Source organism: Paraburkholderia sp. GAS199 (assembly GCF_050436585.1).
Classification (GTDB): Bacteria; Pseudomonadota; Gammaproteobacteria; order Burkholderiales; family Burkholderiaceae; genus Paraburkholderia.
On record NZ_JBNDMM010000011.1, the window covers coordinates 246339 to 266756 of the forward strand.

Annotated in this window: 19 protein-coding genes; 8 read left to right on the plus strand and 11 right to left on the minus strand. The window is 63.9% G+C overall.

Annotated elements, in window-relative coordinates:
* Positions 1-2: 2 nt before the first annotated feature.
* The 5 genes from choW to P3T18_RS33310 form a co-directional block, all read right to left on the minus strand.
* The gene (gene choW / locus P3T18_RS33290; RefSeq protein WP_429304225.1) at positions 3-905 is read right to left on the minus strand and encodes a choline ABC transporter permease subunit; all 903 of its coding nucleotides are present in this window, start codon (positions 903-905) and stop codon (positions 3-5) included.
* Positions 898-2076, minus strand: a complete 1179-nt coding sequence (locus tag P3T18_RS33295; protein ID WP_429304226.1) for a quaternary amine ABC transporter ATP-binding protein — start codon at positions 2074-2076, stop codon at positions 898-900. The genes choW and P3T18_RS33295 overlap by 8 nt, the downstream gene beginning before the upstream one ends.
* Before the next feature lie 443 nt (positions 2077-2519).
* On the minus strand, positions 2520-2831 hold the full coding sequence (locus tag P3T18_RS33300; protein WP_429304227.1) for a hypothetical protein: 312 nt from the start codon (positions 2829-2831) through the stop codon (positions 2520-2522).
* Positions 2832-2977: 146 nt separating this feature from the next.
* Positions 2978-4672: a long-chain fatty acid--CoA ligase gene (locus tag P3T18_RS33305; protein ID WP_429304228.1), complete on the minus strand. Its 1695-nt coding sequence runs from the start codon at positions 4670-4672 to the stop codon at positions 2978-2980.
* Between the two features lie 65 nt (positions 4673-4737).
* Entirely contained in the window at positions 4738-5511 is a 774-nt protein-coding gene (locus tag P3T18_RS33310) for an SDR family oxidoreductase (protein WP_429304229.1), read from the minus strand.
* A 266-nt stretch (positions 5512-5777) separates the two neighbouring features.
* On the opposite strand from P3T18_RS33310, the gene P3T18_RS33315 reads away from it, so the two are divergent.
* Positions 5778-7607: an acyl-CoA dehydrogenase gene (locus P3T18_RS33315; protein ID WP_429304230.1), complete on the plus strand. Its 1830-nt coding sequence runs from the start codon at positions 5778-5780 to the stop codon at positions 7605-7607.
* A 60-nt stretch (positions 7608-7667) separates the two neighbouring features.
* Here P3T18_RS33315 and P3T18_RS33320 read toward each other — a convergent pair whose 3' ends face one another.
* Complete coding sequence (locus P3T18_RS33320; RefSeq protein WP_429304231.1) at positions 7668-9020, minus strand: MFS transporter; 1353 nt, start codon at positions 9018-9020, stop codon at positions 7668-7670.
* 210 nt (positions 9021-9230) lie between these two features.
* Here P3T18_RS33320 and P3T18_RS33325 point away from each other — a divergent pair, with 210 nt between their 5' ends.
* Positions 9231-9599: a BON domain-containing protein gene (locus tag P3T18_RS33325; protein WP_429304232.1), complete on the plus strand. Its 369-nt coding sequence runs from the start codon at positions 9231-9233 to the stop codon at positions 9597-9599.
* 60 nt (positions 9600-9659) lie between these two features.
* Here P3T18_RS33325 and P3T18_RS33330 read toward each other — a convergent pair whose 3' ends face one another.
* Positions 9660-10229, minus strand: coding sequence for a helix-turn-helix domain-containing protein (locus tag P3T18_RS33330; RefSeq protein ID WP_429304233.1), 570 nt, complete (start codon positions 10227-10229; stop codon positions 9660-9662).
* 288 nt (positions 10230-10517) lie between these two features.
* Between P3T18_RS33330 and P3T18_RS33335 the strand changes: the two genes are divergently transcribed.
* The 5 genes from P3T18_RS33335 to P3T18_RS33355 all read left to right on the plus strand — a co-directional run bounded on the left by P3T18_RS33335 (position 10518) and on the right by P3T18_RS33355 (position 16333).
* The gene (locus tag P3T18_RS33335) at positions 10518-11909 is read left to right on the plus strand and encodes an LLM class flavin-dependent oxidoreductase (protein WP_429304234.1); all 1392 of its coding nucleotides are present in this window, start codon (positions 10518-10520) and stop codon (positions 11907-11909) included.
* A gap of 49 nt (positions 11910-11958) precedes the next feature.
* The gene (locus tag P3T18_RS33340; protein WP_429304235.1) at positions 11959-12513 is read left to right on the plus strand and encodes a flavin reductase; all 555 of its coding nucleotides are present in this window, start codon (positions 11959-11961) and stop codon (positions 12511-12513) included.
* A gap of 25 nt (positions 12514-12538) precedes the next feature.
* Complete coding sequence (locus P3T18_RS33345) at positions 12539-13813, plus strand: MFS transporter (protein ID WP_429304236.1); 1275 nt, start codon at positions 12539-12541, stop codon at positions 13811-13813.
* Between the two features lie 392 nt (positions 13814-14205).
* Positions 14206-15543, plus strand: coding sequence for a sensor domain-containing diguanylate cyclase (locus tag P3T18_RS33350; protein ID WP_429304237.1), 1338 nt, complete (start codon positions 14206-14208; stop codon positions 15541-15543).
* A 103-nt stretch (positions 15544-15646) separates the two neighbouring features.
* Positions 15647-16333, plus strand: a complete 687-nt coding sequence (locus tag P3T18_RS33355) for an HAD family hydrolase (protein WP_429304238.1) — start codon at positions 15647-15649, stop codon at positions 16331-16333.
* Between the two features lie 89 nt (positions 16334-16422).
* Here P3T18_RS33355 and P3T18_RS33360 read toward each other — a convergent pair whose 3' ends face one another.
* On the minus strand, positions 16423-16815 hold the full coding sequence (locus P3T18_RS33360) for a carboxymuconolactone decarboxylase family protein (protein ID WP_429304239.1): 393 nt from the start codon (positions 16813-16815) through the stop codon (positions 16423-16425).
* 287 nt (positions 16816-17102) lie between these two features.
* Between P3T18_RS33360 and P3T18_RS33365 the strand changes: the two genes are divergently transcribed.
* Positions 17103-17363, plus strand: coding sequence for a hypothetical protein (locus P3T18_RS33365; RefSeq protein WP_429304240.1), 261 nt, complete (start codon positions 17103-17105; stop codon positions 17361-17363).
* Positions 17364-17472: 109 nt separating this feature from the next.
* On the opposite strand, the gene cyoD is transcribed toward P3T18_RS33365, so the two are convergent.
* From cyoD to cyoB, 3 genes are read right to left on the minus strand one after another with little or no spacing between them, the layout of a single operon-like run.
* On the minus strand, positions 17473-17814 hold the full coding sequence (gene cyoD, locus P3T18_RS33370; protein WP_429304241.1) for a cytochrome o ubiquinol oxidase subunit IV: 342 nt from the start codon (positions 17812-17814) through the stop codon (positions 17473-17475).
* Positions 17815-18432 (minus strand): cytochrome o ubiquinol oxidase subunit III, encoded by a 618-nt coding sequence (gene cyoC / locus P3T18_RS33375; protein WP_429304242.1) that lies wholly within the window; start codon positions 18430-18432, stop codon positions 17815-17817.
* Entirely contained in the window at positions 18432-20417 is a 1986-nt protein-coding gene (cyoB, locus tag P3T18_RS33380; RefSeq protein WP_429304243.1) for a cytochrome o ubiquinol oxidase subunit I, read from the minus strand. Before cyoB ends, cyoC begins: the two co-directional genes overlap by 1 nt.
* Position 20418 lies beyond the last annotated feature (1 nt).

Sequence of the window (20418 nt, forward strand, 5' to 3'; positions counted from 1 at the left end):
GCTCAGCCGTGTTGCGCCGCCGGCTCGCGGCGCACCTTCATCACGCTGCGCAGTCCCGAGAGCAACGGTGCGCGTGCCATGCCCGGCGAGCGGCCGAAGCTCTCCGTGATGCGGTCGAGAATGATCGCGAGCATCACCACCGAAAGACCGCTTTCGAAACCGAGTCCGATATCGAGGCGCTGAATACTCGCCAGCACGTCGTTACCCAGACCGCCCGCGCCAACCATCGAGGCGATGATCACCATCGAGAGCGCCATCATGATGGTCTGGTTCACGCCGGTCATGATCGACGGCAGCGCGTTGGGAAACTGCACCTTGTAGAGCAGTTGCCACGGCGTGCAACCGAACGCCTGCCCGGCCTCGACGATCTCGCGGTTCACGTGCTTGATGCCGAGCGACGTGAGACGCACCGCCGGCGGCATCGCGAAGATCACGGTGGAGAGAATGCCGGGCACGCGGCCGAGACCGAACAGCATCGCGGCCGGAATCAGGTACACGAAGGCCGGCATGGTCTGCATCAGATCGAGTACGGGGCGCACCACCATTTCGACGTAGCGGCTCTTGGCGGTCCAGATGCCGAGCGGCACGCCGAGCAGCAGGCTGATGAGCGTGGAAGACAGCGTCAGGCCGAGCGTGATCACCATCTGATCCCAGAAGCCGGTGCCGTAGATCAGCAGCATGGCGAGCAAGGTGAACAGCGCGAAGCGCCAGCCCACCCGCCACAAACCGATGCCGACGAAGAAGGCCATCAGCGCCCACATCGGCACGGCCTGCAGGCCATGTTCGACGAGTGCGGCAAAGCTCTCGATCACCTTGCCGATGGAGTCGAAGGTTTTGGCGTCGTGATCGAGCAGGTAGTGAACGCCGTGATCGACCCAGGCGCCAAGTGGAATGACTTCAGACATGGGAACTCCGATGGCGCGTGAGAACGTTCAGCACGTTCGTCTTGTTGACCGAACCGCAGTAGGAGCCGTCCGCTTCGACGACCGGCAGCGGCGCGCGGCTTGCCACCACGCGTTCGACCACCGCGTCGAGCGGCGTGCCGCGGCTGATGCACTCGATGTGGTTCAGTTGCGGCGAAGCGCTGCCCGCCGCATCGCGGCAGACGAAGCCGCGAATCTTGCGCTCGCTGTCGAGCACGAAGGCGTAGTCGGCGCTGCCGTTGAGCGTGGCGGCGACACTCGACGCGTCGATCTGCGGCGAATGCGCCATCAGCGGCACGGCGTCGGTCTGCATCAGATCGCCCGCCGTCAGATAACGGCTGGTGTCGATGCCGTCGAAGAAGGCGCGCACGTAATCGTCGGCGGGATTGGTGATGATTTCCTGCGGCGTGCCGACCTGCACGACGCGGCCGCCCTCCATGATCGCGATGCGCGTACCGATGCGCATCGCCTCTTCCAGATCGTGCGACACGAACAGGATGGTGCGCTGCTGTTCGCGTTGCAGATCCAGCAGCACGTTCTGCATTTCCTTGCGCTTGAGCGGATCGAGCGCGGAAAACGCTTCGTCCATGATCATCAGCGACGGGTTGACCGCCAGCGCACGCGCCAGCCCGACCCGCTGCTGCATGCCGCCGGAAAGTTGCGCCGGCAGCTTCTCCGAGAACGGCGCGAGACCGACCTGCTCCAGCACGGTCATGGCCCGCTTCTCGCGCTCCTTCTTGCCCACGCCGGCCACTTCCAGCCCGAACGCGGCGTTGGACAACACCGTGCGCTGCGGCATCAGCGCGAAAGACTGGAACACCATGCTCATGTCCTTGCGGCGCAGCGCCGTCAGTTCCGAACGCGGCACACCGGCCACGTCGCGCCCATCGATCAGCACCTTGCCCGCGCTCGGCTCGACCAGCCGATTGATCAGGCGAATCAGTGTCGACTTGCCGGAACCCGACAGGCCCATCAACACGAAGATCTCGCCTTCCTTCACTTCGAACGACACGTTATGCACGCCGACAATCTGACCGGTGCGCGCGAACACTTCTTCTTTCGTCGCGCCGCCGGCCAGCATGCCGATCGCCTGTTTCGGGTTAGTGCCGAACACCTTGCACAGCCCTTCGACAACGACCTTGGGGGAATTCATTGAATGCTCTCCTATGTCGACCGGCGTGAGCGCTTGAGCGCTTACTCCGGTCCCATGCACGACAATTGCGGCAGTGGCGGACGTCCGTCCGCGCTGTGCATACATAGTTGCCAGAAAAAAGTACGCCTAGCCGACTAATTGCGACAACCACGTGTGGAAATGCGACACCCGTGTCGCGCGCATTCTGGCGGATTTCGGCGAAAGCCTTTCTGGGCAAGGGTTTGCGAAGAGCTCGAAGGCTCGCGAGGCGGTGTCGCGTTAGAGCAAGTCGAGTCACGCGAACGAAGAAAAATGGCGTTTGAAAACCGGTTTCGCGCTCTGGCGCGCTGCAGCATGCCGCACGCGCGCCTTGCCTAGCAGATAAAAAAAGCCGGCGGGAGATTTTCCCGCCGGCTTCGTCGAGTTGCCGGATCGTGCAGCGTTGCGTGCGCTTACCAGCCCACTTACTGGCTCGCGCCCGCGCCGATGCCCGCCTTCTTCTGCGCGTTCTGCAGGTCGGTCGGATAGTTCGGGTCGTTGCGCGAAGGCTGGTAGCCGGCGTCTTCCAGCTTCTTCAGCTCGGCGTTCTTCTTGGCGCGCGCCTGCTTGCGTGCCGCTTTGCGCTCAGCCTTGGTCGGCTTGGCGGTGGTGGTCGCGTCGGGACTGACCGCGGCCGCGCCGCTGGCGCTCTGTGCCGCGGCAAGCGGAATACTGCCGGCAACGATGGCCGTGACTGCCAGCCCGAGCACGACCTGTTTCAAGGCAACGAACTTCATGTGTGATATCCCCTCTGGATAGTTGGCATTGGCGTCGAAGTCAAACAGCTACTTTTCTGGTTCACGGCGAATCGCGCACGGTGCCCGAGCGGATCCGCTATACGTAGCTTACAGCCAAACCGCCTTCGCGCGTCTGTTGGGTGACTCTATTGCACGCCCTGACCGGCTTCGCGTTTTGCTTCCTCGTCTTCCTGCAGTTTGCGCCAGAGAATCTTGCCGCTGCCCGACTTGGGCAACGCGGCGACGAACTCCACGATGCGCGGCGCCTTGTACGCGGCCATCTGCTCGCGCGCCCAGTCGATGATCGCCTGCTCGCTGAGTGTGCCGGCCTGCGCCGCCGCCGGCACCACCAGCGCCTTGACGGTCTCGCCGCGCTTCGCGTCCTTCACGCCGATCACGCACACCTCGTGAATGCCCGGATGCCGGTACATCAGCGCCTCGACTTCGGCGGGCCAGACCTTGTAGCCCGACGCATTGATCATCCGTTTGAGACGATCGGTCATGAAGAAGTAACCGTCCTCGTCGATATGGCCGAGGTCGCCGGTGCGCAGGAAACGTTTGCCGTCGAGTTCGATAAAGGCCGCCTGCGTACCCTTCGGATCGTTCCAGTAGCCGAGCATGACCTGCGGTGCATGGGTGACGATCTCGCCGGTTTCGCCCTGAGGCAACTCCTCGAGCGTGACCGGGTCGATCACGCGCGAGTCGACGTCGAAGACCGGAATGCCGAGGCATTGCGGCTTGGGCCGATGCGGCGGATTGATGTGCGTGCCCGCGATCGTCTCCGACATGCCGTAGCCTTCGACGTAATCGAGGCCGGTGAGCGTCTTGAGCTTCCGGGCGATCGCGTCGGGCATCGCCGCACCGCCGCCGCGCGCGCCGCTCAGACTCGACAGGTCGTAGTCGGCGAGCTTCGGATTGGAGAGAAAGTCGACCATCATCGCGGTGATCGACTGCCAGGCCGTGACGCGATATTTCTGCATGCAGATGGCGGCGGCGTCGCGATCCCAGCGCGGCAGCAGCACGATGGTGGCACCCGAGAACATCGCGCTATTCATGCCGCCCTGCATGCCGGTGACGTGAAAGAGTGGCAGCACGGAAAGAAACACGCCGTCGGCCGGCGACGAAAACCACACGCAGCCGCCGAGCGCGGTGCTCATGACGCTGCGATGCGTGTGCATGCAGCCCTTCGGCTTGCCGGTGGTGCCGGAGGTGTACGGCATCACGCAGAGATCGTCGGGACCGGCGGTGAGCGGCCCTGGTACGTGACGGCGTTCCAGCACATCGCGCCAGGCCGTGACGCCTTTCAGATCGAAGCTTCGACGCGGCGCCGCGACGAATTCCGGCACCTCGAACGGCGCGGGCCGCTTCAGATAATCGCTATACGTCGCGACGATAACGTGTTCGAGGCCCTGCCCCGCGGATTTTCCCAGCAGCGGCTCGACGTTCGCGAACAGGCATTGCGGCGCGATGATCGTGGTCGCGCCGCTGTCTTCCACGTAGTGCCGCAACTCGGTGGTCATGTTCATCGGGTTGACCGGCACCACCACGGCATTCGCGCGCAGAATGCCGTAGTACGCGAGTATCCATTGCGGGCTGTTCTGCATGTAGAGCAGCACGCGATCGCCGGCCTTGACGTGACATTCCTGCTGCAGGAATCCCGCGATACGCTCGGCTTCGTCCTTGAATTCGGCGAAGGTAACGGGCGTGTCGTAGAAGACGATGAACGGCTTGTTGGGAAAGCGCGTGGCCGAGACTTCGGCGTTATAGAAGAGATTCGTTTCAGGCAGCGTCAGATGAAACGGCAGTTGCGGCGGCCAATGCGCGCGATGGCGTTCGTTCATACGTGTCTCCTGCGTGATACGGCTTATTGCGGGCTCGCGATGCGCCCGTTATGTCTTGCCATTGTTCAGGCGCTGATCGCGCCACCGTCCACCGCGAAGTACTGACCCGTGATGTGACGCGATGCTTCGCTCGCGAGAAACACGGCCGGTCCCTTCATGTCTTCGTCGCCGCCCAGACGCTGCAACGGCGTCTGCGCGATGATGGCGCCGCCCAGTTTGTCGAGCAATCCGGCCGACATTTTCGACGGGAAAAAGCCCGGGCAGATGGCGTTGACGTTGATGTTGTACTTGCCCCATTCCGCGGCGAGCGCGCGTGTGAAATTGATTGCCGCGGCTTTCGACGTGTTGTACGCAATCGTGTTCATGCCGGGCGGCGAACCCTTCAGACCGGCCACCGAAGCGATGTTGATGATCTTGCCGGCGCGACGCGGAATCATGCTGCGTTTGCCGACTTCGCGGGCGAGAAAAAACGGCGCGTTGACGTTCAGGTTCATGACCTTGTGCCACGCTTCGTCGGGATAGTCTTCGGCGGGCGCGCCCCACGTTGCGCCCGCGTTGTTCACGAGAATATCGATGCGGCCATGCTGGCCGAGCACGTCGCTCACCAGTGCCGGAATTCCTTCGAACTGCTGCAGATCGTTGACGAAGGTCTGCACGTCGATACCGAGGCTCTGCAAATGCGTTTTCGCTTCCGCGAGTTCGTCGGCCTTGCGCGCGGTGATGGCGACACGGCAGCCCATTTCGCCGAGCGCTTCGGCCATCTGCAAGCCGAGTCCGCGCGAACCGCCGGTGATCAAGGCAACCTTGCCGTCCAGTTGAAACAGGTCTTTCACAGACATGCGTCGTCTCCCTCCAGGTTGTTCCGCCATGCAGATTTGCACACCGATTTTTCGACCATCATACGTGCCGCGATGGGGCCTGTAAATAAAAGCACGATCATTCACTTTCGATATAAACTGACGCGTATCGTCGGTGAGCGAAGCATCGGGATTAACCCGCATCGCGTCGTTCATCGTGCCTTTCAAACAGGCCCCAGCCTCGCGTCCGCGTGTGAAAACGTGCGGCTGTTTCGCGTGGCGGCCGCACTTCTGAACGGGTCGTCTTCATGCAAGATGCACTGATCATCAACTCGCGTGATCTGGAATTCCAGCTGTTCGAAGTACTCGACGCCGAGGCGCTCACGCAGCGCGCGCGTCATGCCGACCACAGCCGCGAAACCTTCAACGCGGCGCTCGATACCGCGCATGTGGTGGCCGTGGAAAAGTTCGCCACGCATAACCGTCTCTCGGACGAACACGAGCCGCACTTCGACGGCGAGCGCGTCACGATGCCCGCCGAAGTGAAAGACGCACTCGACGCCTTGCGCGCCACAGGTTTTCTCGCCGCGACCAAAGACTACGATTACGGCGGCATGCAGTTGCCGTCGCTCATTTCGTTTGCGTGCCTGTCGCTGTTCAAGAGCGCCAACATCGCCACTGCCTCGTACGCCATGCTCACCTCGGCGAACGCGAACGTGATCGAACGCTTCGGCAGCGACGCGCAAAAGCGCAAGTACCTGCAGGCACTTTTCGAAGGCCGCGCATTCGGCACGATGGCGCTTACCGAACCTCAGGCGGGTTCGAGTTTGTCCGATCTCGTCACCAGCGCAACGCCGAACCCGGACGGCACCTATTCGATCCGCGGCAACAAGATTTTCATTTCGGGCGGCGACCACGATCTGAGCGAGAACATCGTGCATCTCGTGCTGGCGCGCATTCCCGGCGGCCCGCCCGGCGTCAAAGGCATTTCGCTCTTCACGGTGCCGAAGTTTCACGTCGACGAAAACGGCAAACGTGGCGCGCGCAACGATGTCGCGCTGGCCGGACTGATCCACAAGATGGGCTGGCGCGGCACGACCTCCACCATGCTGTCGTTCGGCGAACATGGCGAGTGCATCGGCGAGCTGGTCGGCGAGCCGCATCAAGGGCTCGCCACCATGTTCCACATGATGAACGAGGCGCGTATCGGCGTCGGCCTCGGCGCGGTCATGCTCGGCTATCGCGGCTATCTGGCTTCGCTCGATTACGCGCGCGAACGGCCGCAAGGGCGACGTCCGGACAACAAGGACCCGCTCGCCCCGCCATTGCCGCTGATCGAACACGCGGACGTGCGCCGCATGCTGCTCGCGCAAAAGGCCTACGTGGAAGGCGCCTACGCGCTCTGCCTGTATGCCGCGCGTCTGGTGGACGAACAGAACACCGGCGGGAGCGAGGCGGCGCGCGCCGAAGCCGGCCTGCTGCTCGATCTGCTCACACCGGTCGTCAAATCGTGGCCGTCGCAATGGTGTCTGGAAGCCAACAGTCTCGCCATCCAGATTCACGGCGGCTACGGCTACACGCGCGAATATCCCGTCGAGCAGTTCTATCGCGACAACCGCCTGAACATGATTCACGAAGGCACACACGGCATTCAGGCGCTCGATCTGCTCGGCCGTAAAGTCGTGATGAAACAGGGTGCGGCGCTGCGTCGACTGGAAGGCGAAATCCGGCGCACCGCCGAAGCGGCTCATGTGCATCCCGAACTGCGCGCGCACGCCGACGCCCTGCTCGCGGCATGGCGCGACATCACCGGCACGGTCGAAGCTTTGCTGCCCACACTCGCTCAGGACAGCGAACGGGCGCTCGCCAATGCGAATGCGTTTCTCGAAGCGTTCGGCCACGTCGTGATTGCGTGGACATGGCTGCGTCAGGCGATCGTGGCGAGCGCCGCGCTTGGCGCGACGCCGCCCGACAATCACTCACCGGCAGACGCCGACGCCGGGCACGACTTCTATCGCGGCAAACTGCATGCGTGCCAATGGTTCTTCCGTTGGGAATTGCCGCGCGTGGCGCTCATGCTCAGCACCTTGCGCAGTCTCGACGACACCACGCTGACGATGGCGCCGCAGTGGTTCTAACCCGCTCGCCGGCTTCGCGCGAATACGCGGTAGCGCAAGCAGTCCGCGTCACGGAAAATGCTAGCGGGCCTCGCGCGATGCAGCCGCGACCGGACTGAAAACATACACCACGGCGCCGATCGCGAGCGGCGCGACGGTCACGCCGAACAGCGCGGCATAAATGCCGGCAGTCGTGAAATCCGCCTGTCTGGCGACGCCCGCAATCCATCCGAAACAACTGCTTGCCAGCGCGATCCCAAGAAACACGAGGCTGTTGAGCAGCCCCAGACCCAGCCCGAGTCGTTGCGGCGCGATGATCGCGCGCGCCTGCGACATTACCAGCGGGTGGATCGAGCCGACCGAGAACAACACGCAGATCAGCGCGACGCTCACGACCGGATCGCGGGCCGGCATCAGCGCAAGGACGAGCGCCGCCAGCATGCCGCCGACGAGCCACACGAGCGCGATCCGCTTCGGCGACCAGAACCTCACCAGCAGCGGAATGCAGAACGACGCGCCGATCGCGACCACGCTGGTGACGGTCATCGCGTTGCCGCGCGCGAGCACGTCGAAGCCGAAGACGTCGGCGAGATACGGGCCGCCCCACGACGTGCGGAAGGTGCTGCCCACCGACAGCGCCAGGCAAGCCGGCATCAGCGTCCACAGGCCGCTCCACAGACCGGCACGCGTCGGCTCGCCATGCGCGGCTCGCTGCGCTTGCTGCGACGCAGCGAGATTCGCCCGATGCGCCTGAACATCGCGGCGCTTCACGAAGCAGACCACGCCGAGCGTCGCACACGCCATCGCCAGTGCCGCGACCATCATCACGGGACGCCAGCCGAAGCCGGCGGTCGCGCGGCTCAGCGGATAAGCCGCGAGCAAGGCGCCCGCCATGCCGATCGCGCTCGCGGTCGTGACGGCGCGCACGTTGCGCGTGCCGTGGCCGCCATGCAACACATGGTTGAGCAGTCCCATGAAAATCGGCGCGCAGCCGAGACCGATGCCGGCCTGCGCGAGCAACGCGCTGCCCGCGCTGTGCGTCACGGCGAGCAGCCCCGCGCTGACACCGCCGACGGCCATCAACGCGGCGGTGGGTCCGCGCACGCCGAAGCGGTCGAACATCAGACCGACGGGCAGTTGCGCGAGCGCGAATACGAGGAAGAAGGAGCCGGCGAACCAGCCGAACATCTGCGGCGAAAAATGGAAATCGCCGATCAGCTGGGTGGCGATCACGGCGATGTAGCTGCGGAAAAACTGGCTCAGCACATAGCTGAAGGTCAGCGCCCACAAGCCGTAATCGAGCGACGGCAAGGCCGGTTGCGCGCCTCGCTCATGAAGCGGTTTCAAAGCCGGTTTCTGAGTCTGCTTCTGAAGCGGATCGCGTACGCCATCGGACATCTGCAGTGCGCCTTCGATGATGGAAGCCGCCATCATAGGCGAATCGCCCGCGCGAAGTGGAAGCGGGTCAGGACAGTTTTTCGAGCATCGCGCCGTTTGCTGGAGTATTGTTTAAGCGCGCTGGGTGCACCACAACGTCACTCTTCTACAAGACAGGGTGCGCCCGGCGGGCGGCGACAGGCTCGCAGGCGCGTGGTTTTTTGCATGCAACGAAGCGACATCAACTTTTCGAGGAATGGAGAAACCGTGAAAACAGTCAATCTTTTGAAGGCGCTCGGTCTTGCGTTGTGTGTGGCGACGGCGTCCAGCGCCTATGCCCAGGCAAGCGACGCGATGTCGGCGCCCGACGCGGCCGCTGCCGCGCCCAGTCCCAAAACGGTCAAGAAGACGGATCGCAAGCTGGGACTCGACGTGCGCAAGGCTTTGTCGAAGGCGCAAGGTTTCGATGTGTCGAACGTGTTTGTCCGTGCCCGCGGCGGTGCGGTCGTGATAACCGGCTCGGTGCCTGACGGCGCGCAGATTCCGCAAGCGGAAGAAGTGGCCAAGGGCGTCCCCGGCGTGAAATCGGTGAGCAACAAGCTCACGATCGGCACGCAAGGCGGCGGCGGAGGCTAAGGCTTCGCCCACTAACCGGCACGCCGTCCGCCAGCACAATTTCGCGGACGGCGCCCGTGCTCAGCGCCGCACGAGTCCGATCAGATAGCGGCACACGCCGGCTTCGCCATTGAAGAACTCGCATTCCACCGGCGCGCCGAGCTGCAAGCAGTCTCCCTTGCTCAACGCATACACCTGCTGCCCCTCGCGGAAAGTCAACGTTCCTTCCATGACCCAGATCTGCTGATGCTGGAAGACGAATGCATCCGGTGGATACGGCACGCGCACACCAGCCGGCAATTCGATTTCGAGCAGTTCGAGCACGCCGCCCGTGGGCGGTGAAATTCGCCGGCGCGTATAACCTGTTTCGGGGTCCTGCCAGACGCTTTGCCGCTCATGGCGAGCGAGCCGCTCGCCGGTTTGTTCCGCGAGCGCCAGCAAGGTCGAGAGCGTCAGGCCGAACGCGCCCGACAGGCGTCCCAGCACGGTCGCGGTCGGGCTCGCCTCGCCACGCTCGATCTTGCTGATCATCGCCTTGGACACGCCCGAGCGCTCGGCCAGTTCGCCCAACGACCAGTTGCGCGCCTCGCGTTCGGCTTTCACGCGTGAGGAAATGGCCAAGGTCAGATCGACGGCAGTGGAATCGGACATGAGAGCGTTGGAGTCGAAGGAAATTCGGGTGGCCGCGCCAATGTATAGCGCGGCGGCCGGCACGTCAAAAGGCAGCTAAAAGACGGCTAAAAGGCCGCTACACGCCGACTGGAAGCGGAATCGGGACCCGGCGGCATCGGCCACGCCGTGTACGGATCAACGCATTCGCAGCAAGCGCCGTTCGTCATCATTGTCTTGCATAGTGATTTTTTGTCCACTATATTTTACGCACGTGCCCTGCAACTGCCGTGAACCGGGCGCATCCGTCCATCTCAGCCGGAACACACCATGCCGAAGGAAATCGTCCTCAACGCTTTTGACATGAACTGCGTCGGCCACATCCAGCAAGGCATGTGGACTCACCCGCGCGACCAGTCGTCGCGTTACACCGATCTCGAGTACTGGACCGGCTACGCCCGCATGCTCGAGGCCGGCCTCTTCGACGGCATTTTCTTCGCCGACGTGGCCGGCGTGTACGACGTCTACGGCGGCAATCCGGATGCCGCCATTCGCGGCGCGGTGCAGGTGCCGGTCAACGATCCCACCTTGCTGATTCCGGCCATGGCGGCCGTCACGCGCCATCTCTCGTTCGGCGTCACGTCCAATCTCTCGGTCGAGCAGCCCTATCTCTTCGCGCGGCGCATGTCGACGCTCGATCATCTGACACGTGGCCGCGTGGGCTGGAACATCGTCACCGGCTATCTGGACAGCGCTTCGCGCGCGATCGGACTGACCGGCCAGATGGCGCACGACGATCGCTACGACCTGGCCGACGAATATATGGAACTGGTCTACAAACTGTGGGAATGCAGTTGGGAAGACGGTGCCGTACTGCGCGACCGCTCGCAAGGAATCTACGCGGACGCGTCGAAAGTCCACGTGATTCACCATCACGGCAAGCAGTACCGTGTCGACGCGATGCATCTGAGCGAGCCGTCGCCGCAACGCACGCCGGTGTTGTACCAGGCGGGTTCGTCGGCACGCGGCAAGCAGTTCGCCGCGGCGCACGCCGAGTGCGTGTTCGTCAACGGTCAGGCCAAAGGCGCGGTCAAAACCATCGTCGACGATATTCGCGCCCATGCGCTGGCACGCGGCCGCGCGGCGGACGACATCAAGGTGCTGCTCGGCCAGACCGTCATCACCGGACGCACGGAAGCCGAAGCCGAGGAAAAGTTCGCCGAGTATCGACGCTACGTGAATTCGGAAGCGGCGCTCGTGCACGCGGCGGCGTCGCTCGGTATCGACTTCGCGCGCTACGACCTCGACGAACCGATCGAGACCGGCAAGAGCCAGGCTATCGTGTCGAACGTGGAAGCCATGACGCGCAGCGCGGGTCCGCAATGGACCAAACGCAAACTGCTCGAACAGATGGTGCTCGGCAGCCGGCAGGCGCCGCTCGTCGGGTCGGCGGAACGGATTGCAAGCGAACTGATTGCGTGGACCGAAGAGACCGGCGTGGACGGCTTCAACCTGTCGCGCACGGTCGCGCCGGAATGTTTCAGTGATTTCATCGAACTGGTCGTGCCGATCCTGCAGGAGCGCGGCGCCTACAAGCGCGCCTATCGCGAGGGCACGTTGCGCGACAAACTGTTCGGTCATGCGCGTCTGCCCGCGAGTCACACGGCGGCGCGCTTTCGCGATCCGGCCTGCGCCGCCGCATCCGCCGATGCAGCAACTTAAGATGCGTTCGGACGCGCTCTGCCAATCGACGCTTTCGCACAGAGGCACCATGCTAGACAAGCACACTTTCCGCGACGCGATGGCGGGCCTCGGCGCCGCCGTCAACATCATCACCAGCGACGGCGCAGCGGGACGCGCCGGATGCACGGCTTCGGCTGTCTGCGGTGTGAGCGACGAACCGCCGACCCTGCTCGTCTGCATCAACCGCGGCAGCCGCAACAACGCGGCGTTTCGCGCCAACGGCAAGCTGTGCGTCAACGTGTTGAGCGCGGAACAGCAGTCGCTCGCGGCGCACTTCGCGACGCCGTCCCTGTCGGCGGACGAACGTTTCGCCGCCGCGCAGTGGGACACGCTCGCCACCGGCGCGCCGGTTCTGCATGGCGCGCTGGCCTCGCTCGACTGCGAAATCGAATCGGTGACGGAGGTCGGCACGCACACGGTATTCTTCTGCGCGGTCACGGCCGTGCATACGCAACGCGGCGGCGACGCGCTGATCTACTACGGGCGTCGCTATCATCGCGTCGGCGCGGCATCCATGCACGACACGCATGCGACGAAGGTCGCGAACAGCGCGCCGGCCGCCGTCGAAACCGCGGCATCATGATGCCGCGCCGCTTATCCTTTTCGTCATGAAGGACGTGTCCGTCAAACCGTCGTCGTCGTCCTCGCCTGCGTCGCCGAGGTCGGGAAACTCGAGTGAGCAACTCGGAAAAGGCGCGTCGCTCGTCATCCTGCTGCTGTGTCAGGTCGGCGCGATGAGCGTGTGGTTTTCGTCGTCGGCGGTGGTGGCGATGATCCGCGAGGCGCAACACGTGTCGGCGTTACAGGCTACCTTGCTGACGAGCGCGGTGCAGGCCGGCTTCGTCGCGGGCACGGTGACGAGCGCCCTGCTTTCACTTGCCGACCGCTACGATCCGCGCCGGCTGTTCATGATGAGCGCGTTGACGGCGGCCGCCGCGACTGCCAGCCTGCTGTTGCTCGCGCCCGCCAGTCCGCTCGCCATCGCTTTGCGTTTCGTCACCGGCATGTGCATGGCCGGCGTGTATCCGGTCGGCATGCGGCTCGCGGCGACCTGGGCGAAAGGCGATCTCGGTCTGCTGATCGGTCTGCTGGTCGGCGCGCTGACTTTCGGTTCGGCGAGCCCGCATCTGCTGGCAGCGCTCGGCGGATCGAACTGGCGCGCGGTCTACGGCATATCGGCATGTTGCGCACTGCTCGCGGGCGTGGCCATTCTCACCTGCGGCATCGGGCCGAACATGGCGCGCGCGACACGCATCGAATGGTCGGCGCTCGCCGGCGCCTGGCGCAACCGTGCGCTGCGACTCGCCAATCTCGGTTATCTCGGACACATGTGGGAGCTTTACGCCATGTGGGCGTGGCTTGCCGTGTTCCTGCAGACGAGCTTTGCCGCGCGAGGCATGCCGCACGCGCGCGAAGCCGCCGAATGGCTGACCTTCGGCGCGGTCGCGACCGGCGCATTCGGCGCGTGGCTCGGCGGCGCGCTGGCGGATCGCGTCGGCCGCACCACCGTGACGATTGGCGCAATGGCCGTGAGCGGTGTCTGCGCCGCGTCGATGGGCTGGCTGCTCGGCGCGCCTGCGTGGCTGGTGGCCTGCGTCGCGCTTTGCTGGGGCGTCTCGGTCATTGCCGACTCCGCGCAGTTCTCGGCCAGCATCGCGGAACTGGCCGAGCCGGCGTCGATCGGCACCTTGCTGACCGCGCAGACCTGCGCGGGTTTTCTGCTGACGCTCGCGAGCATCCATCTCGTCCCGGATGTCGTGCGACTGGCCGGCTGGCGCGGCGCGTTCGGCATGCTGGCCGTGGGTCCACTGCTCGGCTGTATCGCGATGGCGCGTCTGCGCGCCCTGCCCGATGCGCGCCGGCTGGCGGGTGGTAAGCGGTAGTAGTGCGTGGTAGCGAAGCGTGGTAGCGAACCGCAGTAGCAAAGCGTGGTTAGCAAAGCGTGGTTAGCAAAGCGTAGGCGAAGCGCGCCAGACAAAGCGCGGTTAGCAAAGCGCTATAAACGAAGCGCGCACGTCCATGCGACCGCCATGACGCGCGGCTTCGAGCAGTAAGCGCAGACACATGCAGCTACGATCACGCGCGGCGTCATCCCATGATGCTTTGTGTTGCCGATTCTTCACGCTCATAGGTGCCGGATTGCCGATCCGCCGATAGAATGCGCGATGCCGCGACGAGCGCCGACCCGGATAGAACGGGCAACAGCTTTCGCACTCCTTGCAATTCCCCCCTTCCGATTACGCGACGCATGCAAAGCAGCATCATGAGTTTGGCGGTGAATCGACGTCACCGCGTTGCCGCACTCGCCGTCGCGGGTTCGATCCTGTGCGTGGTGCTGTCGGTCATGCCGCTCGCGGCGCGTCCCGCGCCGGTCGTCGTGCCGTTTCTGCCGCTCTTCACGATGGCCGTGTTCGCCACGGAAAGTCTCACGGCCTATCTGCTGTGGACGCAGTTCATGATCACGCGCTTTGCGTTTCTCGCGGCGCTCGCCGGTGCCTACGCGTACACGGCATTCATGGTGGCCATGCAATTGCTGGTGTTTCCCGGCGTCTTTTCGAGCACGGGTCTGCTCGGCGCGAACGCGCAGTCGGCTGTGTGGATGTGGGCTTACTGGCATATCGGCTCGCCGCTGCTGGTGATCGCCGCCTTGCTGGTGCGGCGGCGGCTGCCGGTGCCGCTACCGCCCGGCGGCGCGACCACGCGTATGGGCGCGGCCCTCTTCATCGGCCCGCTCGTGCTGTCCGGGCTGCTCTGCTGTCTGTCGATTCACGGCACGCGCTGGCTGCCCGAACTGATCGACGGCCAGTCGTATCAGCGCGTGTTGCAGGGACCGAGCGGCATCGGCGTTGCGTTCATCAGCGCGCTCGCCTTGATCTGGCTCGTCACCGCGACGCGTCTGCGGACGCTGCTCGATCTGTGGCTCGGCGTGGCCATGCTGGCCGGCCTCGGCGACATCACCGTCACGTTGATGGCGAACTCGCGTTACAGCATCGGCTGGTACGTCGCGCGGCTCGCTTCGCTGCTGGCGTCGAGCACCGTGCTCGGCGTGCTGATCTGGGAGATCAGTCATCTGTATCGCGAACTGCATGCCGCCAACGCGCGGCTCAGCGAGTTTGCCGCGCGCGACGGACTCACCGGGCTCTATAACCGCCGCTATTTCGACGAACGCTATCCGCAGGTGCTCGCGCTCGCGCATGCCAGCGGGCGACCGCTCTCACTGATGATGGTCGACATCGATCACTTCAAGCGCTTTAACGACACACTCGGTCATCTGCACGGCGACGACACGCTGACGGCCGTCGCCGACGTCCTGCGGACGAACGTGCGGCGCGTGGCCGGCGAGTTCGTCGCGCGTTACGGCGGTGAAGAGTTCGTCGTGGTGCTGCCCGAATGCGACGCGCAACTCGCGGCGGTGCTCGCCGAACGGCTGCGCGCGGCGGTGGCCGTGCGCGCCGTGGCGGCGCCCTTCACGCCGGCGGGTTACGTCACCGTGTCGGTGGGCGTGGCGACGACGGCGGCGAGTTGCGCGGCTTCGTCGGGCACGCTGCTCGCGCAGGCCGATGCGGCGCTTTATCGTGCGAAGGAAGCAGGCCGGGATTGCGTGGCGGTGTGAGACGGGATGCGCTTGTCCGTTGGGCAATCAGCCCACGTGGACCGGCTCATTGCGTCACGTGCGGTATGCTTTGCGCTTGCTCACTCACACCGCTTCCTGACCGATGGCCGATTTTCCCTTCGACGCCGTACTCTTCGATTGCGACGGCGTGCTCGTCGACTCCGAACCCATCACCAATCGCGTGCTGACCGAAATGCTCGGCGAGCTCGGCTGGCATCTGAGCGTCGAAGAGACCATGCGTATCTTCGTCGGCAAGGCCGTCAGGGACGAAGCCGCGCTGATCGAAGCACGCACCGGTTTTGCCATCACCACCGACTGGCTCCTGCAATTCCGCGCGCGCCGCAATGCCGCGCTCGACGTCGAACTCGTCGCCATTCCGGGCGCGGTCGCCGCCGTGCGCGCGCTGCACGCTGCGCTCGATGCGCGCATTGCGGTGGGGTCGGGCGCGGACCGCGTCAAGGTGGAACTGCAACTCGACAAAGCCGGCATTCTCGACTGCTTCGAAGGCCGCATTTTCAGCGGACACGAAATGCCGCGCAGCAAGCCGTTTCCCGACGTGTACCTCGCCGCGGCCGCCGGGCTCGGTGTCGATCCGGCACGCTGCGCCGTGATCGAAGACACGGTGACGGGCGCGACAGCCGGTGTGGCCGCGGGCGCAACGGTATTCGGCTACTGTCCGAAGGAACTCGGACACAGCAGCGCGACGGCCCTGCACGGCGCGGGCGCCGTGCACGTGTTCCGCGACATGACCGAATTGCCGGCGCTGCTCGCCGGCTGGCGCGGGGTTTGAGCGTCTGACGCTCTGAGTGTTTGAGCCTCTGAGCGCCAAACCCTGAACGCCGGCGCTGAAGGTCGATTCTCCGGCGCCGCGACCTGCGCTTATTCGAACGCGGGGTCGATGGGAATGCGATAGCCCACGGCCAGACGATTGGTTTCGTTCGCCATGCCGACCACCGCCATCAGTTCACCGAACATTTCGTCGCTCATGCCGGCGCGGCGCGCGGCCGCTGTATGGCTCGCGATGCAATAGCCGCAGTTGTTCGTGACGCTCACCGCGACGTACAGCAATTCCTTGACCAACGGGTCCAGCGCACCGGGCGACATGACCTCTTTCAGGCTGTCCCAGGTACGCGCGAGCGTCGGCGGATGGTTGGCGATGAACTTCCAGAAATTATTGACGTCGTCGACCTGACGGGTTTGCTTGATGTCGTCGAACACCGCTTTGACTTCAGACGGCGCCACGGCATATTCGACGGCTTTCAACTGACTCATACGTCCTCCTGGTTGGCAGACGCGTCTGCGCGCTTCATGCGCGAAACCGCGTGCGGGCGATCATTGTCGCCCACAACCGTCAGGCGGCGTGAGCTGTGGGTTACCCGCCGACACCGTTGCGCGAGCCTGTTGGCTTCGCGCAGTCAGTCTCCGGCCGCGACGGCCGCGAGCGCGCCCGTGGGCGGCGCAGACACGCGGATGGCATGGAGTGTGCAAAAGAAGGCGTGAGCGCGGCGCTGTCCGGGCTCGCCAACTTCCCGATGCCTTCACTCTGCCGGAGATTCGCCATGAAATCGCTCGTTCTCAACGACCTGTCCCGCCTCGATGAACTCGACCGCTCGGCCACCCAATCCATTCGCGGAGGCTACGGCTGCTTCCAGCGCGAAGCGCCGTCGTGTCCGGGCGTCGCCACCATGCCGGTGCTCGTGCATTGCGGCTGGAACCAGCCGCAATGTCTGCCGCCGGTCCGTCAGGGCTGCGGCCCCGTGTATGAACCCTGCGCGCCGCAGCAACCGTCGCATTGCGGTCCCGTGGTCGTGCCGCTTTGATCACACGGCGGGTCCGCGTCCCTGGACGCCCGTTGCCGCCGGTCCATGAAAAAAGCCCCGCAAGGCTCGACACCTTGCGGGGCTTCGTACGACCGGACAATGCCGTCGCTTAGCGGGACATCATGTTCATGCTGACGTTGTGCATGACCCACAACGTACCGCCGACCACGATGACCGCGGTCAGCACCGTGAAGGCAAATGCCGTCACGTTCCAGCGTTGCGCGGACGAGGTATTCATGTGCAGGAAGAACACCAGATGCACGACGATCTGCACGAGTGCGAGACCGGCGATGGCGATCAAGGCGTTCTCGCCCGTCAGCGTACCGTTCATGACGAGGCCGAAAGCCGCGACAGTCAGGATGACCGACAGGATGAAGCCGGTCGCATAGCTGCCGAGGCTGCCGTGGCTTTCGCCGGAGTGTTCCGAATGTCCGTGATGGCTATGGTCCATTTAGATCACGCTCGCAAGATAGACAAAGGTGAAGACGCCGATCCACACGACATCCAGAAAGTGCCAGAAAAGGCTCAGGCACGTCAGGCGAATCATGTCGCGTTCGGTCAGATCCTTGTGACGCAGCACCTGTACCGCCAGCACCACCATCCAGATCAGACCGCACGTCACGTGCAGGCCGTGCGTGCCGACCAGCGTGAAGAACGACGACAGGAATGCGCTGCGGTCCGGACCCGCGCCTTCGGCGATCAGGTGCGAGAACTCGCGCAGTTCCAGCACGAGGAACGCGAGACCGAGCAGGAACGTCACGCCGAGCCAGAAGAGCAGCACGCCCTTGCGGTTCTTGTGCGCGCCGAGCATCGCGAAACCGTACGTGATACTGCTGAGCAGCAGCATCGTGGTTTCGAGCGCGACACCCGGAATCTCGAACAGGTCCTTACCGCTCGGACCGCCCGCGAACTGGTGGCTCATCACCGCGAACACTGCGAACAGCGACGCGAAGATGATGCAGTCGGTCATCAGGTACAGCCAGAAGCCGAATACCGAATGCGACGGCGGGTGATCGGCGTGATGCGCATCGTGATGATGCGGATCCGCCGTAAGCGTGTTGTTTGACATCAATCAACCTCCAACGCGACCTGCGCACCGGCGCCCGAGCGCTTCTCTTCAATCGCCGCAACCGTGGCGGCCGGGATGTAAAAGCCTTCGTTCTTCTGGAAGCTGTACACGATCACTGTCGCGATCGAGCCGACCAGACCGACGATGGCGAGCCACCAGATGTGCCAGACAGCCGCAAAACCGAGCACCAGCGAGAACACCGCCACGACCAGGCCTGCCGACGTGTTCGACGGCATGTGAATGTCGCGGTACACAGGCTTCGGCTGATCCTTGCGCGACTTCATTTCTGCGAATGCGTCGAGTTCACGCACGTCCGGGATGATCGCGAAGTTGTACGACGCCGGCGGCGAGCTCGTCGCCCATTCCAGCGTGTGCGCGTCCCACGGATCGCCCGACAGGTCGCGGTTTTCAGGCTTGTTGCGGTCGCGGATACTCACGACCAGTTGCAGCACCTGGCAGGCAATACCGATAGCGATCAGCACTGCGCCGACCCAGGCGAGTTGCAGCCACGGATGCCACGCCGGATTGTCGTAGTGGTTCAGACGACGCGTCATGCCCATGAAGCCCAGCACGTACAGCGGCGTGAACGCGACCCAGAAGCCGATCTGCCAGAACCAGAACGCGGCCTTGCCCAGCTTTTCGTTCAGCTTGAAACCGAACGCCTTCGGGAACCAGTAGTTGAAGCCGGCCAGATAGCCGAACAGCACGCCACCGATGATCACGTTGTGGAAGTGAGCGATCAGGAACAGGCTGTTGTGCAGCATGAAGTCGGCGCCAGGAATCGCCATCATCACGCCGGTCATGCCGCCGATGGTGAAGGTGACCATGAAGCCGATGGTCCACAGGATCGGCGTCGTGAACTTCAGACGGCCCTTGTAGATCGTGAACAGCCAGTTGAACACCTTCACGCCCGTCGGAATCGCAATGACCATCGTCGCAATACCGAAGAACGAGTTGACGTCGGCGCCCGAACCCATCGTGAAGAAGTGATGCAGCCACACGAGGAACGACAGCACCATGATCGCGCAGGTTGCCCACACCATCGTCTTGTAGCCGAACAGCGGCTTCTTGGCGAAGGTGGCCACGACTTCCGAGAAAATACCGAAGGCCGGCAGGATCAGGATGTACACCTCGGGGTGACCCCAGGCCCAGATCAGGTTCAGGTACATCATGGCGTTGCCGCCGGCATCGTTCGTGAAGAAGTGCATGCCGAGGTAACGGTCCAGACCGAGCAGCGCGAGCGTGACGGTCAGGATCGGGAACGCAGCCATGATCAGCACGTTCGTGCACAGCGCGGTCCACGTGAACACCGGCATCTTCATGAACGTCATGCCCGGCGCGCGCATCTTGACGATGGTCACGAAGAAGTTGACGCCGGTCAGCAAGGTACCGATACCCGAGAGCTGCAAGCTCCACAGGTAGTAATCGACCCCGACACCTGGACTGAACTGCAACTCGGACAGCGGCGGATAAGCCAGCCAGCCCGTTTGCGCGAACTCACCGATCACCAGCGAAATGTTGATCAGGATGGCGCTGATCGCGGTCATCCAGAAGCTCAACGAATTCAGGAACGGGAACGCCACGTCGCGGGCACCGATCTGCAGCGGCACGATGATGTTCATCAGGCCGACCATGAACGCCATCGCCATGAAGAAAATCATGATGACGCCGTGCGCGGTAAAGATCTGGTCGTAGTGATGCGGTGGCAGAACGCCGGGCGAGTTATACGACAGCGCCAGCTGGGTACGCATCATGATTGCGTCCGCGAAGCCGCGGAACAGCATGATGAGCGCAACGACGATGTACATCACGCCGAGCTTCTTGTGGTCGACCGAGGTGAGCCATTCGGTCCACAGGTAACGCCACTTGCCGAAATAGGTGATCAGACCCAGAACCAGCGCACCGCCGATGGCGATACCGGCAGCCGTCACCATGATGATCGGCTCGTGGTACGGAATCGAGTCTAGTGAAAGTTTTCCGAACATG